The organism is Bacillus sp. HSf4, from assembly GCF_029537375.1.
GTDB classification, from domain to species: Bacteria; Bacillota; Bacilli; order Bacillales; family Bacillaceae; genus Bacillus; species Bacillus sonorensis_A.
In genome coordinates this window covers 4239503-4254310 of sequence record NZ_CP120679.1, presented here as the reverse complement: position 1 = coordinate 4254310, position 14808 = coordinate 4239503, and the positions used below count along the sequence as shown (strand labels likewise).

The window sequence follows — 14808 nt, the reverse complement described above, 5'->3', positions numbered from 1 at the left end:
GGAAAGATGGAGGGTTTTATGGAGATATCCACAACAATAATTAAAGACCATCAAGATTGGACAGATCGAATATCAGATTGGAAATTGGTTATACATCAAGAGAATAATGAACTCTACATTAAAGTGACTTTAAAAACAGGAGGATATCAGTACTGGAGTTTAGAAAGGTGCAGAATCAAACCTGTCCGTAAAATAACAATCGGAGAAAACGAACAGGTTTTTTTAAAGCAAGAGATCAAACAGGGAATTGAAAGTATAGTAGTTTACGGTGAAAAGTATGCGATTGTGACTTTTAAAAATAGTAAACGATCTTATATTTATCATTTAAAAGATGTTACAAAGGTTAAAACTGGTAATGAACGATTTAAGAGCTATATAGATTATTTTAGATATGTGGCTGAAGAAAAAGATAAAACGCCAAATGATATTCCTCCTCTAAAACGTCAATTTGAAGCGTTAAATATCAGATTAGATAGCGCTCTTTATGCGTATTTTGAAAAAAAGAGCAAGGTTCTTGGAGAAACTCATAACATTATTTTTCCATTCGGTCTGAATTTAAGTCAAATTCAAGCAATAGAGTCTGCTTTTTCTTCGCAGATTAGTGTCATAGAAGGGCCGCCCGGAACAGGTAAAACACAAACGATCTTAAACCTTATTGCTAACATCATGATGAAAGGTCAAACAGCAGCCGTTGTTTCAAACAATAATGCAGCTGTTTCTAATGTGAAGGAAAAGTTGGAGAAAGCAGGTTTCAGTTTTCTTATGGCTTCCTTAGGAAACAAAGAAAATCAGAAACAATTCTTCAATCAGTTATCTCAAGTCCCCGAGGATATTAATGATTGGTCAATTGAACCAGAAAAGGAAGCTGAGCTATTACATAATATTATTGAAGATACAGCACTTATTAAAGATCTTTTTCATCTTCAAAACCGACAAGCTATTTTAAAACAACAGATAAAAGATCTTAAAACGGAAAGAGTGTACTACAAAGAACACATGAGAACACAAGAACGTTTAGACCCTAAACTGCTCCCGTTCTATAGCTTTGATAATTCAAAGATCTTAAATTTTATGGTGGATGAGGTGATGAATAGTGAGAAGAGAATGACATTTTTTAAAAAGATGAAATATTTACTTTATTATGGTTTATATGATTTCAAACTGATGGGAGATAGTTTGCAAAAGCAGAAAGTACTCACAGAACTACAGTATAAATTCTATAATCAAAAATTAATAGAACTTGAAAGTGAACTTGAGCAAGTGAATAAAACATTGGGGACAAAAAACTTTAAAGAAATCAATAAGCGAATTCAGGATCATTCTGTTTTATATTTTAAGGGTAAAATCCACCAAGCTCAAAAAAGAGATTTTTTGCTTCATTTTGATCAAAAAAATTATAAACGTTCATCAAATTTTAATATCTTCAAAAAGAGGTTTCCAATTGTATTAAGTACTGCTTTTTCTTTAATGGATTCAATTCCAAGAGGTTTTTTATTTGATTATTTAATCATTGACGAAGCATCCCAGTTAGAGCTGGTTCCAGGTATTCTTGCATTAAGCTGTGCTAAAAATGTGATCATTGTCGGAGATACAAAACAGCTCCCACATATTCCAGATCAAAAAATCTCTTCCGGAACGATGGGAATTGAACCTTGCTTTGACTATGCAAAACATAGTATGCTTCACTCGGTTTTAGAAGTATTTAAAAAAACATTCCTGTTACTTTGTTGAAAGAGCATTATCGATGTCATCCGATGATTATTAAGTTTTGTAACGAGCGGTATTATAATGGTGAGCTGATACCATTAACTAAAACTGATGATAAAAGTGAGCCATCAATTGTTCTTATTAAGACCGCTAAGGGGAATCATATGCGTTTTTATGGGAACGGAGGACGTTATAATGTACGTGAAATAGAGTCATTACAAGAAGAGGCAATAAGAGATTTGACTTTTTCAAACGATTATCAAGACATTGGTTTTATTGCGCCATACAATGGGCAAATCAATGCTGCAAATGAATATATGAAGAAAAAAATTATAAAAAACACCGTACATAAGTTTCAGGGGCGGGAATGTGACGGAATCATCTTTTCAACTGTTCTTGATAAAAAAGCCAGTAAAAAAGATATTGAATTTGTGGACGATGCTGCCTTAATCAATGTAGCTGTTTCTAGAGCAAAAAAGAGATTTGTTTTAGTTTCTAATGTTGATATTTTCAAAAGGAGCAATAAAGAAATTTCTGAGTTAATACGCTATATGGAATATTATACTGAGTTCAGTCTTTATCATGAGAGTCAAGTTATTTCAGTTTTTGATTTATTATACAAAGAGTTTTCTGAAGTCCTTCTTGATAGGGAAAGAAAGCTAAAGGACAGTGATTCTAAATTTAAATCTGAACGGATTATTGCCAGTCTGTTAAGGGACATATTTGACGAGGAAGATAAGTATAAAAAATTTAGTTTTAAAAGAGAGTATCGCTTGAAGGATTTGATCAGGAAGACATCCCATTTAAGTTCGGAAGAGCAAAAGTTTATACAAACTTCGGCACGCTGTGATTTCCTCATTCATTATAAAATGGGGAATGAACCTGCAGGAGTGATTGAAGTAGACGGTTCGGCATATCACAATAGATCGAATAAGGAGCAACTTAGACGAGATTCATTGAAGGATTCAGTTCTTAGAAAATCAGATATACCCCTCCTTAGATTAAAAACAATTGAGAGTGACGAAAATAATAAAATTAAAGAGTTTTTAAATTCAATTTTAACAAATGGCTAAAAAACAACTGTTAGTATTCGCGAGTTTTTTGAATTTTAGGCTACAGCAGTTTGGAAAAAGGGGAAGCTTTATTTAAAGTTCATCTGGATGAAAAAGGCCCTCAGCCTATATAATATGGATTAAAACGGTTCTCTAAAGGGGAGGCACGTGATGGACAAGGAAAAACAGCAATTGAGCATTGAAGCGGCCAGGCTTTACTATCAGTCGGATTATAGCCAGCAGCAAATCGCCGAGCAGCTTGAGATTTCAAGGCCGACTGTATCGAGGCTGCTTCAGTATGCAAAGGAAAAGGGGTATGTCCAGATTCGCGTCATGGATCCGTTTGAGGACATGAATGCGCTCGGTGCGATGCTTGAAGAAAAATACGGGCTGCTTGAAGCGCACGTCGTCTTTTCGCCGACCTCCGACTATACGACCATCACGCATTATCTGAGCCGCTTCGGCGCCGAATACATGCATGGAGCCGTCAAGGACGGCGACATCGTCGGCGTCAGCTGGGGAACGACGATGTATCAGATCGCGCAAAATCTCCACGCCAAGCAGGTGAAAGGCGTCGAAGTCGTTCAGCTGAAAGGCGGTATCAGCCACTCGAATGTCAATACCTATTCGTCTGAAACGATTCAGCTGTTTGCCGAGGCCTTTCAGACAATGCCGAGATACCTTCCGCTGCCGGTTGTGTTTGACAACGCCGAGGTCAAGCAGATGGTTGAGCAGGACAGGCATATCAAACGGATCATGGAAATGGGCAGGCAGGCGAACATCGCCATTTTTACGGTCGGGACGGTTCGGGATGAAGCCCTTTTGTTCAGGCTCGGCTACTTTAATGATCAGGAAAAAGAGCTCTTGAAATCATGCGGAGTCGGCGATATTTGCTCGCGCTTTTTTGATGCGGACGGAAAGATCTGCAGCGATGCGATCAATTCCCGGACAATCGGTGTCGAACTTGCTGATCTCAGGCAGAAAGAACGGTCGATTCTTGTTGCCGGCGGCATCCGCAAAACGGCCGCCATCCACGGCGCGCTCAATGGGAAATATGCCAATGTCCTGATTATCGATCAGCATACGGCAAAAGAACTGTTAAAAGATTGAATTGTCCAAGGTGAACAGCCTGGATTTTACTTTATTTTCTAGTGAACAAAAGTTCACATCATAATTTACATTTGTTCAGAAATCGGTTATGCTGAAACTATCTTAAAACAAAGGAAGTGCTTGTATATGGAGATTGCAAAAATCATTGATCATACAGCATTGAAACCGCATACACGAAAAGAAGAAATCAAAAAGCTGATCGAAGAAGCGAAAACGTACCAATTCGCTTCCGTCTGCGTCAATCCAACATGGGTCGAGTTCGCCGCGAAAGAGCTTGCGGGAACGGAAATTGACGTTTGCACTGTCATCGGTTTCCCGCTTGGCGCCAATACGACGGAAACAAAAGCGTTCGAGACAAAAGACGCGATTGCAAAAGGAGCGACAGAGGTTGACATGGTGATCAACATTGCCGCGTTAAAAGACGGTGACGATGATTTTGTACAAGCTGACATCCGCGGAGTGGTGGAAGCGGCCGCAGGAAAAGCGCTTGTCAAAGTGATTATTGAAACATGTCTGCTCACAGATGAAGAAAAAGAACGCGCATGCCGCTTGGCTGTCGCGGCCGGAGCCGATTTTGTGAAAACCTCAACCGGATTCTCCACAGGCGGTGCGACAGCGGAAGACATTGCTTTAATGCGGAAAACCGTCGGACCTGATATTGGGGTGAAAGCATCCGGAGGTATTCGCACTAAAGAGGATGTAGAAAACATGATCTCAGCCGGAGCAAGCCGAATCGGGGCGAGCGCAGGAGTTTCCATCGTCAGCGGAGCGGAAGGAAAAAGCGGAGACAACTATTAAGTTCGGGATAAGCGGGAAGCTTTAGCTTCCCGTATATTGACGCAAAGATTGTAAGCGAATTCATCCTCGGGAGGATCAACATATGAAGTATCTCATCGGGATCATAGGATTAATTGTTATTTTAGGTATGGCATGGCTGTTCAGCAACGGGAAAAAAGGAGTCAAGTATCGTCCGGTTATCGTCATGATCGTACTGCAATTTGTACTAGGATATATCTTGTTGAACACAGGCGTCGGAAACTACCTTGTCGGCGGATTTGCGAAAGGGTTCAGCTATTTGCTTGAATACGCAGCTGAAGGTGTGAACTTTGTGTTCGGCGGGCTTGTGAATGTGAATGAGTCCACATTCTTCATGAGCGTGCTGCTGCCTATTGTATTTATTTCTGCTTTAATTGGAATTCTGCAATATTGGAGAATCCTTCCGTTTATAATAAAATATATTGGTCTGGCGCTCAGCAAAGTCAACGGGATGGGAAAACTTGAATCCTACAATGCCGTGGCATCGGCGATTTTAGGCCAATCAGAAGTATTCATCTCATTAAAAAAACAATTGGGCATGCTGCCTAAGCACAGACTTTATACACTGTGCGCTTCAGCGATGTCCACCGTATCGATGTCTATCGTCGGCTCCTACATGACGATGCTGAAACCGGAGTATGTCGTCACAGCACTCGTTTTAAACTTGTTCGGCGGGTTTATCATCGCCTCGATCATAAATCCTTATGAGGTGGATCAAGAACATGATATGGTAGAAGTGCAGGAAGAGGAAAAGCAATCCTTTTTCGAGATGCTCGGCGAATATATTATGGACGGCTTTAAAGTTGCGGTTGTCGTGGCGGCCATGTTGATCGGCTTTGTGGCGATCATCGCAATGATCAACGGTATTTTCAATGCCGTACTGGGGATATCTTTCCAAGAACTGCTCGGATATGTGTTTGCGCCGTTTGCTTTCTTGATGGGTATTCCATGGAATGAAGCCGTGAATGCCGGAAGCATCATGGCGACGAAAATGGTATCGAACGAGTTTGTCGCCATGCAGACGCTCGCACAAGGCGGACTCCATTTCAGCGGCCGCACGGAAGCGATTGTTTCCGTATTCCTCGTCTCTTTTGCCAACTTCTCATCCATCGGCATCATTGCCGGCGCTGTGAAAGGGCTGAATGAGAAACAAGGAAATGTCGTTGCCCGCTTCGGGTTGAAGCTTTTGTACGGGGCCACACTCGTCAGTTTCTTAACAGCTACTGTTGTAGGTTTGATCTATTAAACATTGACGTAAAGGAATGGTGATCACAATGAGAATGGTCGATATCATCACTAAAAAACAAAACGGCAAAGAATTGACGACAGAAGAAATTCAATTCTTCGTCAAAGGCTATACAGATGGAAGCATTCCTGACTATCAAGCAAGCGCGCTTGCCATGGCCATTTATTTTCAAGACATGACAGACAGAGAGCGCGCCGATTTAACGATGGCGATGGTCAATTCCGGGGAGACGATCGACCTCTCCGCCATTGAAGGCATCAAGGTCGATAAGCACTCAACAGGAGGCGTCGGCGACACGACAACGCTTGTGCTCGCACCGCTTGTCGCCGCTCTCGGCGTACCGGTAGCCAAAATGTCAGGACGCGGCCTCGGGCATACAGGCGGGACAATTGACAAGCTGGAAGCGGTAGAAGGGTTTCACGTGGAACTTTCAAAAGACGAGTTCATTGATCTTGTCAACCGCGACAAGGTCGCCGTCATCGGACAAAGCGGGAACTTGACGCCTGCGGATAAAAAACTGTATGCTCTCCGCGATGTGACAGGGACGGTCAATTCAATTCCGCTGATCGCAAGCTCGATCATGAGCAAGAAAATTGCCGCCGGGGCAGACGCCATCGTCCTTGACGTCAAAACAGGCGCCGGCGCATTCATGAAGACGGACGAAGACGCCGTCAACCTTGCAAAAGCGATGGTCCGCATCGGAAACAATGTCGGCCGCCAAACGATGGCTGTCATCTCCGATATGTCTCAGCCGCTTGGATTTGCCATCGGAAACGCACTTGAAGTAAAAGAAGCGATCGACACATTAAAGGGAGAAGGACCGGACGACTTAACCGAGCTTGTCTTAACGTTGGGCAGCCAGATGGTCGTTCTCGCCAAAAAAGCCGAAACACTAGACGAAGCCAGAGAGCAGTTGCTGGAAGTGATGAAAAACGGCAAAGCCCTGCAAAAATTTAAAGGCTTCCTGCAAAACCAAGGCGGTGACAGCTCGGTTGCAGATGACCCGGCGAAGCTTCCGCAAGCCGCCTACAAAATCGACGTTCCTGCCAAAGAAGCGGGTGTCGTTTCTGAAATCGTCGCCGACCAAATCGGAGTCGCAGCCATGCTCTTAGGAGCGGGACGCGCTACAAAAGAAGACCAAATCGACCTTGCCGTCGGCATCATGCTCCGCAAAAAAGTCGGTGACACGGTCGAAAAAGGAGAACCTTTGGTCACACTTTACGCCAACCGCGAAAATGTTGATGACGTCATCGCCAAGGTGTATGAAAACATTAATATCGCAGCAAAAGCCGAAGCGCCGAAGCTGGTGCATACGGTGATTACCGAATAGAAGAACATGAGGACAGCACAGGCCTTAAGGGGATGTGCTGTTTTTTTATCTATTCAGCCCCCCACTCTAAAAAATGGATGCAAGATCAACCATTCAAGACAAGCCTTATTTCCTATTTACCTGTTTTGGTACATATTGTATTATGAAAAAGGTCTCGATTTATAGCTTGTGCAAGATCGGAATGTAGGGGAAATTTCACGAAAAAGTGGTCTTTCAACCTGAATGTTAAAAATTATGAACGACTTATGGCGGAGGAACAATTTTATGTTAACGGCGGCTTTTGCAAGTTTGATGATATTTATTCTTACAGGTGTCACATCTTTTTTTTTATATGCACTTCTCTCTTATTTTTTGCTCATGTTGTTGGCAACTGGTGATCCTGCAAGAGATGCCGGGCTGGGATTTGGTTATTTAGGCTTGTTGGGGATATCTTTCATTTTAGCCGTTATGACGGGATTTGTTTTCGCAGTTGTTTATTTTTGCAAACAGGATTTTAAACAATAGTTTAATTCATGAGGAAATCTTCATACCGGGGTGAATGATATGTCCAACCATGCTGCTAAAATCTCCTCTTTAGAAAGCGATATCTCTTCTCTTTTTAGGAAAAGAAAAGGATAACGGATTTATGTTTTCCATGAAAAAAAGCTGTATTTTTTTGTTGAGAAGCAATGCTTTACTCCTGTTGTTAGTGGCACTTTTACTGATAAATATTCCATATTGGAATCAAGATGACAGCGGTATTTCGTTATTTTTATTTATATTTTTTGCAGAATGTTTTTTGATTTTACTTTCTTTTGTTTATGGTTTTAAAACAAAAAAAATATATATTAGTCCGAGGACAAATATATTTAAAAAATCAAATCTAATAGTAGGCATTACTACATTCATTGTTTTAAGTTTATTTTTAAGTTTTGTTTTAAGAGAACATATTCCATATCCAAGCGCTTTATTGTATGTGTCGTTGACTATCAATTTTATCATGGCAATATTTTCATTGCTATTTCCTACATGGGTAATAAAACAGTATGAAGTTAATATATATGAAGAACCGGGTGGGTGGATAAACGATTTTTTACGATATTTCTTATTTTTTGCTTGGACAATAAATTACGAAGTTCAGGTTGTTTTAGCCCGTCTTCCTTTTCTTTTGCAGCGTTTAATGGGAATTATTTTCATCATAGCATTAATCTTTTCAATAGCTTCAATAGCCTCTATTTTTTAAACAATTATTTTATAGAAATACTTAAAGTTGTCGTCTCTATCGATTAATTTATTTCATGTTTAATTATCTGAAGTAGTTTGTTTAAGTTTGGACTCCCATTGTTGTAGAGCTTATGTTATTGCATTTTTAGGGGTTGTTTTTATCCAGCCTCTTTTTTAATGCCTTTTAAAATCAAGGAGCCTTAGCGTATAATCACATTCATATACATACGCCATCATTCACTGGAAAACATATGACCAAAAGGAGTCCATTTATGAGCAAAACCAGTTTTAAAAGCTTTAGGTTAAGCGGAGATATCGTGAAAGCCCTCGATCATCTAAGGTATAAGCATCCGACCGCGGTGCAGAGCGAAGTGATCCCCGCGGTGCTTAAAAGTCGGGATGTGATCGTGAAAGCACAGACGGGGAGCGGGAAGACGGCTGCGTTTGGAATTCCGGTTTGCGAGTTGTCGGACTGGGGAGAAAACAAGCCTCAAGCCCTGGTTTTGACACCGACGCGCGAGCTGGCCGCTCAGGTAAAAGAGGATTTGATCAACATCGGCCGCTATAAAAGAATAAAAGCAGCAGCTGTTTACGGAAAATCGTCCTTTGAGCGGCAAAAAACGGAGCTGAAACAAAAATGCCATGTGGTTGTCGGGACTCCGGGCCGTTTATTAGAGCACATTGAAAAAGGAACGCTTCCGCTGGAAAAACTGCAATACCTGATCATCGATGAAGCTGATGAAATGCTGAATATGGGATTTATCGACCAGGTTGAAGCGATCATCCGTCATCTGCCTGATGAACGGCTGACCATGCTGTTTTCAGCGACCTTTCCGGAGGATGTGGAGCACCTTGCCGATCAATATATGAAAAACCCTTTGAAAATCGAGATCAAAGCAAGCGGTATGACAACCGCGGACATTGATCATGCACTGATCATTGTAAACGAACATGACAAGTTTTCACTTTTGCGGGATGTTTTAATTACTGAGAACCCGGACAGCTGCATCATGTTTTGCCGCACACAGGAACATGTGAACGAATTGCACCGGCGATTGGCCGGTTTAGGTTATCCCTGCATGAAAATCCATGGCGGAATGTCTCAAGAAGAACGTTTTGCCGTGATGAACCGCTTTAGACGCGGAGCATTTCGCTATTTGATAGCCACCGATGTGGCGGCAAGGGGTATCGACATTGAGAACATGACACATGTGATCAACTATGACCTTCCATTAGATAAAGAAAGCTATGTGCACCGTACCGGAAGAACGGGACGAGCTGGCAGCCGGGGAAAAGCGGTCACCTTTGCCACACCGTCTGAAAAGAACATCGTGGCGGAAATTGAAGACTATATCGGTTTAGCCATTCCTGTCATCGAGGCTCCGTCAAAAAAAGAAGTGGCGCAAGCAAAAGCGGCGTTTCAACAGAATATCAATAAAAAACCCGAGCTTAAAAAAGATAAGAGTGAATCGTTAAATCAAGCAATCATGAAGCTCTATTTTAATGGGGGAAAGAAGAAGAAATTGAGAGCCGTTGATTTCGTCGGAACGATTGCTAAAATCGATGGTGTGTCTGCGGAAGATATCGGTATTATCACGATTCAAGAGCAATGTTCATTTGTTGAGATATTAAACGGAAAAGGCCCGCTCGTGTTAAATGCGATGAAAGAAACAACCGTCAAAGGGAAATTGTTGAAAGTGCATAAAGCAAGGAAGAGCTAATTTCAGGCTGTCGACTTTGTCGAGAGCCTTTTTGTTCGTAATAAACAACGGATAAGCGGCATATGATGGATTGTCAAAAATGAAAGCGTTTCAAAAGAGAGGAGAACAAATGAAGATGAGTAAGCGTTTCTTTCGGATTCTTGCATTGACTTTCATCATCACTGCCTGTTTAGTGCCAGGCACTGCATTTGCAACATTTCAAAAACCGATTTTTTCCGATGTGACCGTTCATGATCCATCCGTCATCAAGGTCGATGATACGTACTATGTATTCGGCTCGCATTTGGCTTCCGCCAAGTCAGACGACCTTATGCAATGGACGCAGATTTCTTCCAGTGTAAACAACAACAATCCCCTGATTCCGAATGTATATGAAGAATTAAAAGAAACCTTTGAATGGGCGGAAAGCGATACATTGTGGGCGCCGGATGTCACACAGCTTGAGGACGGCAAATTTTATATGTATTACAACGCCTGCCGCGGCGATTCGCCGCGATCGGCCCTCGGTCTGGCCGTCGCCGACGACATCGAAGGCCCGTACAAAAACAAAGGCATATTTTTAAAGTCGGGAATGGACGGAATCAGCAATGACGGCACCCTTTATGACGCGACAAAGCATCCGAATGTCGTCGATCCGCACACATTTTTTGACCGGGACGGAAAACTGTGGATGGTGTACGGCTCCTATTCAGGCGGGATTTTCATTTTAGAAATGGACCGGAAAACCGGACTCCCGCTTCCCGGCCAGGGGTACGGGAAAAAGCTGATTGGCGGCAACCACAGCCGGATTGAAGGTGCATACATTCTCTACAATCCTGAAACACAGTATTACTACCTGTACATGTCCTTCGGGGGACTTGCCGCTGACGGCGGGTACAACATCCGTGTCGCCCGCTCCAAACAGCCGGACGGCCCATACTATGATGCAGAAGGCAATGCGATGATCGATGTTCGCGGCAAAGAAGGCACGCTTTTTGATGACCGTTCCATTGAACCTTACGGCGTCAAGCTCATGGGGAACTTTCAGTTTGAAAATAAAAGCGGCTATGTCTCACCAGGGCATAATTCCGCTTTCTATGATGAAAAAAGCGGCCAATCCTACTTGATTTTCCACACCCGTTTCCCGGAAAGAGGCGAGGAGCATGAAGTCCGCGTCCATCAAATGCTGATGAACAAAGAGGGCTGGCCTGTCGTCGCGCCTCACCGCTATGCGGGAGAAAAGCCCGGGAAGGTGAAAAAAGCGGATGTGATTGGCGATTACGAATTGGTGCGGCACGGCAAAGACATCTCCGCAGACATCAAACAATCAACGGACATTCATTTACATCAGAATGGAAAAGTGTCTGGCGCGGCGACGGGAACATGGAAGAAAACAGGACACAACCGAATTGAACTCAAGATCGACGGAAAACAATACGACGGCGTGTTTCTGCGGCAGTGGGATGCGAGCGCCGGGCGGAAAGTAATGACATTTAGCGCGTTGTCTCGTGAAGGGGATGCGGTTTGGGGAAATAAGGATTAAGATTAGATAAAGTGAGGATAACAAAAAAGCATATACCTATTTAAGGTATGTGCTTTTTTAGATCGGCTTTTATATGGAAAAACCAAATGAATTATACGATAATTAAAGATAAAGTCTTTAAAATAAGTTAATTAAGGGGAATTATTTAAAACGTAATACATAGTTATTCTTATTAAATTCAATTTATTTCCGACATATCTAATGCTGTTGCCATGCATATAGACATTGTCTGAAGCAAGAGGAGTTTAGAATCTATGAAGAAAATAATAACTTTCTTGAAATATAATATAAATAAAATTATCAAAATTTCAAGTTTGGGTTTTTTTTATCTGGTTTTTACACCTTTTTTCTGTGTTCAATACTTAGATAGAAAATTAGGTAACTCTTTTATTGAAGAAATAATAAGAGTATCTTCTTACAGTATATTTTTTTTATTTTTTGTGAGTGTACTTTATTTTCGATTTCAATATTTATTTAAATGTTACAATAATAGTAATAAACTTTTTGATTATTATTACATTGATTATAAAAAAGATTACCATAACAGACTAAAAGAGTTTCAAAATGCTATTATTTCAGCAATATTAATGACAATAAGTATACCTATTCTATTTTTTTTTGATAGCAATGATTATATTGCCCAATTTCCTATATTCATTTTAATTATTTACCTGCTAGGTTCCTTTTGCATTCACCTCAAAAAAACACATAATATATTTGAAATCATTTTCGGTTATTTTTTGGAGTGGGGATTAAAAATTTCTATAATTACTCAAAGCATAAGTTTGATTTTATCCATTCAAGAAAGAGCGAAATATTGGTTATTTCCAACCGGATTATATAGAATAAATGATAAAAAACTATTGAACATACTACATGATTTATGGGGGTTACTTATATTTACCTTTCTATCATGTTGTTTGTTATTGATTTATATCCTTATATTCCAATCAACATTGAACTTAAAACAGTATCTCAATTATCTTAATATTGCAAGCTCAATTATAGTGATCTTTAATTTTTTAAACTTAGGGGTAAGTATGCTGAGCCACAATCATTTTATTTCTGGACAAGTATCTATATACATTGCTTTTATAAGCTTTCCTATTATATCAACAATACTGATAGCAAAACTAATATTAGAACATGTAAGCAAAAAGGTTGAAGAAAAGGCGATGAAGTATTTTTTAAAAGTTCAAAATTGTATATATGAAGATAATATGGTAACTGAATATGAAGATGACATTTTATTAAACATTAAAAAATCTTGTTTTTATGGAGGGGACTCTTATCGTATTTTATTTTACAACAATCAAAAAACTTATGACATAATTAGAAAGTTAGAATATAAAAAAGATAATACTTCTTTTTGACAGCTAGAGGAATATATTTAATTAACTAGCCGAGGTTTTTATCTCGGCTTTTTTCTATTACCCTTTCATTTTGACGAATCTTTTCCAATTCGGTAACATGAACATGAATTGTTCACTAAGTGTAATATCAAACAAAAAGGATGGAGCGCAATGTGTACAAGTATGACGCTGGCGACTGCCAGTCAGGAGCATTTGTTGGCCAGAACGATGGATTTTGCTTTTCAGCTAGATGGAGAAGTGCTGCTGCATCCGCGGCATTACAAATGGAAAAGCGAAGCGGACGGCAAGGAGCATGAGGGAGGCTATGCGTTTATCGGCATGGGCAGGAAGCTGAACAATGCTTTATTCGCCGATGGGGTGAATGAAAAAGGCTTGGCTTGTGCAGCACTTTATTTCCCGGGTTATGCCGTCTATGAAAAAGAGGCGCAGGATCAATATCATAACATCGCGCCGCATGAATTTGTGACATGGGTGCTGTCACAGTGCCGTGATGTGGAAGAAGTGAAAAAAGCTGCCGCTTCGCTTGCCATCGTGGAGAGAGAGGTTGCTTTGCTGAAGACGGTCACTCCGCTTCACTGGATATTATCGGACGGTTCCGGCCACAGTATCGTTGTTGAACCGACGGCAGCCGGCATCCAAATTCATGACAATCCGGTTGGCGTGCTGACGAACAGCCCGGAATTCCCATGGCATTTAACCAATTTGCGAAACTACATCGGGCTGCGCCCGGGCCAATTCACTGCGAAAAAAGTGGGAAAGCTGACATTGTCAGCTTTTGGCCAAGGTTCGGGATTAGCGGGTCTGCCGGGAGACTTCACACCGCCATCTCGGTTTGTAAGGGCCGCGTATTTGAAAGAACACATTAAACCGGTTTCCGGCGAGACAGAAGGCGTATCGGCGGCATTTCATATTCTCTCCAATATGAATATCCCGAAAGGAATTGTCATCACAGAGCAGGGTGAAGATGACTATACCCAATACACGGCGGTCATGTGCAGTGAAACGTGCAGCTATTATTATCACCACTACCAAAACAGGCAGATTCAAAAGGTTTGCTTATTAGACGAAGACTTGGATCAGCGCGAATTAAAATCGTTTCCGGCAAACCATGAAGAGGCGGTTCATTCTCTTCAATCATGACAGAAAGAAGGAACGACATGCAAAACAAAGCAGCAAACAGACTCACCTTATTAGGCATCAGCTTACATATCATTTATTGGTTTATCATTTTATTCGCTTTTTTTCATATCAAACATCAGTTTGATTCTTATGCTGTTTGGAATCCAAATGTCACAGACGGATATATGCAGGCTGCGACTTTCGTCGACATGCTGAAAATGATGGTTTACTCGGGCACTTTCTTTAATTTAGTCCTCCTTTTCATTTTGATCATGCTGATTGTGATATTAGCGCAGTCGCTTCTTTTTATTGCCCTGGAAATCACGGCCTATATAAAAATCAGAAACAACCCATTTTCTGGTTGGGGAGCTTTTATTTTAGCCATGGGGATTAAAAATATCTTCACAAATCTTTCAGGCATCCCTTTTTTAGTCGCGGGATTTATTCTTCAAAAGGAGAAGAAGCCGGAAGAGGATGAAACAAACGAGCAGCATTATAAAAAACGCCGGAGAACATTATATGCTCAAAGAGCGGTTGGTGTTCGGAAAAGATGGAAAAGAAGACATTATAGATAATTTTGAATAGGGGGGGACATGTGCCCCCTATTAG

General features: G+C 41.1%; 13 protein-coding genes. All 13 read left to right on the top strand.

What is annotated here, in order from left to right; translation table 11 throughout:
- Positions 1–18: 18 nt before the first annotated feature.
- The 13 genes from P3X63_RS21885 (at position 19) to P3X63_RS21825 (ending at position 14774) form a co-directional block, all read left to right on the top strand.
- Positions 19–1731, top strand: coding sequence for an AAA domain-containing protein (locus tag P3X63_RS21885; RefSeq protein WP_277692069.1), 1713 nt, complete (start codon positions 19–21; stop codon positions 1729–1731).
- A gap of 23 nt (positions 1732–1754) precedes the next feature.
- Positions 1755–2780, top strand: a complete 1026-nt coding sequence (locus P3X63_RS21880; RefSeq protein ID WP_277692068.1) for an AAA domain-containing protein — start codon at positions 1755–1757, stop codon at positions 2778–2780.
- A gap of 150 nt (positions 2781–2930) precedes the next feature.
- Complete coding sequence (locus tag P3X63_RS21875) at positions 2931–3869, top strand: DNA-binding transcriptional repressor DeoR (RefSeq protein ID WP_026589355.1); 939 nt, start codon at positions 2931–2933, stop codon at positions 3867–3869.
- Positions 3870–3995: 126 nt separating this feature from the next.
- Positions 3996–4667 carry a deoxyribose-phosphate aldolase gene (deoC, locus tag P3X63_RS21870; protein ID WP_077735939.1) on the top strand — a complete coding sequence of 224 codons (672 nt, stop codon included), beginning with the start codon at positions 3996–3998 and terminating at the stop codon, positions 4665–4667.
- Positions 4668–4749: 82 nt separating this feature from the next.
- The gene (locus P3X63_RS21865) at positions 4750–5931 is read left to right on the top strand and encodes a NupC/NupG family nucleoside CNT transporter (RefSeq protein WP_026589353.1); all 1182 of its coding nucleotides are present in this window, start codon (positions 4750–4752) and stop codon (positions 5929–5931) included.
- Positions 5932–5959: 28 nt separating this feature from the next.
- Entirely contained in the window at positions 5960–7261 is a 1302-nt protein-coding gene (locus P3X63_RS21860; protein ID WP_277692067.1) for a pyrimidine-nucleoside phosphorylase, read from the top strand.
- A gap of 264 nt (positions 7262–7525) precedes the next feature.
- Positions 7526–7765 carry a hypothetical protein gene (locus P3X63_RS21855; protein WP_077735940.1) on the top strand — a complete coding sequence of 80 codons (240 nt, stop codon included), beginning with the start codon at positions 7526–7528 and terminating at the stop codon, positions 7763–7765.
- Between the two features lie 121 nt (positions 7766–7886).
- The gene (locus P3X63_RS21850) at positions 7887–8483 is read left to right on the top strand and encodes a hypothetical protein (RefSeq protein WP_077735941.1); all 597 of its coding nucleotides are present in this window, start codon (positions 7887–7889) and stop codon (positions 8481–8483) included.
- A gap of 253 nt (positions 8484–8736) precedes the next feature.
- Positions 8737–10185 (top strand): DEAD/DEAH box helicase, encoded by a 1449-nt coding sequence (locus tag P3X63_RS21845; protein WP_077735942.1) that lies wholly within the window; start codon positions 8737–8739, stop codon positions 10183–10185.
- A gap of 115 nt (positions 10186–10300) precedes the next feature.
- Positions 10301–11707: an arabinan endo-1,5-alpha-L-arabinosidase AbnB gene (gene abnB, locus P3X63_RS21840; protein WP_026589348.1), complete on the top strand. Its 1407-nt coding sequence runs from the start codon at positions 10301–10303 to the stop codon at positions 11705–11707.
- 254 nt (positions 11708–11961) lie between these two features.
- Entirely contained in the window at positions 11962–13080 is a 1119-nt protein-coding gene (locus P3X63_RS21835) for a hypothetical protein (protein WP_077735943.1), read from the top strand.
- A 150-nt stretch (positions 13081–13230) separates the two neighbouring features.
- Positions 13231–14220, top strand: a complete 990-nt coding sequence (locus P3X63_RS21830) for a choloylglycine hydrolase family protein (protein WP_077735944.1) — start codon at positions 13231–13233, stop codon at positions 14218–14220.
- A gap of 17 nt (positions 14221–14237) precedes the next feature.
- Entirely contained in the window at positions 14238–14774 is a 537-nt protein-coding gene (locus tag P3X63_RS21825) for a hypothetical protein (protein ID WP_277692065.1), read from the top strand.
- Positions 14775–14808 lie beyond the last annotated feature (34 nt).

Coding starts and splice junctions, on each gene's coding strand:
- P3X63_RS21865 (WP_026589353.1), top strand. CDS start 4,750: ATGAAGTATCTCATCGGGATCATAGGATTAATTGTTATTTTAGGTATG.
- deoC (WP_077735939.1), top strand. CDS start 3,996: ATGGAGATTGCAAAAATCATTGATCATACAGCATTGAAACCGCATACA.
- P3X63_RS21825 (WP_277692065.1), top strand. CDS start 14,238: ATGCAAAACAAAGCAGCAAACAGACTCACCTTATTAGGCATCAGCTTA.
- P3X63_RS21855 (WP_077735940.1), top strand. CDS start 7,526: ATGTTAACGGCGGCTTTTGCAAGTTTGATGATATTTATTCTTACAGGT.
- P3X63_RS21850 (WP_077735941.1), top strand. CDS start 7,887: ATGTTTTCCATGAAAAAAAGCTGTATTTTTTTGTTGAGAAGCAATGCT.
- P3X63_RS21885 (WP_277692069.1), top strand. CDS start 19: ATGGAGATATCCACAACAATAATTAAAGACCATCAAGATTGGACAGAT.
- P3X63_RS21835 (WP_077735943.1), top strand. CDS start 11,962: ATGAAGAAAATAATAACTTTCTTGAAATATAATATAAATAAAATTATC.
- P3X63_RS21875 (WP_026589355.1), top strand. CDS start 2,931: ATGGACAAGGAAAAACAGCAATTGAGCATTGAAGCGGCCAGGCTTTAC.
- abnB (WP_026589348.1), top strand. CDS start 10,301: ATGAGTAAGCGTTTCTTTCGGATTCTTGCATTGACTTTCATCATCACT.
- P3X63_RS21845 (WP_077735942.1), top strand. CDS start 8,737: ATGAGCAAAACCAGTTTTAAAAGCTTTAGGTTAAGCGGAGATATCGTG.
- P3X63_RS21830 (WP_077735944.1), top strand. CDS start 13,231: ATGTGTACAAGTATGACGCTGGCGACTGCCAGTCAGGAGCATTTGTTG.
- P3X63_RS21880 (WP_277692068.1), top strand. CDS start 1,755: ATGATTATTAAGTTTTGTAACGAGCGGTATTATAATGGTGAGCTGATA.
- P3X63_RS21860 (WP_277692067.1), top strand. CDS start 5,960: ATGAGAATGGTCGATATCATCACTAAAAAACAAAACGGCAAAGAATTG.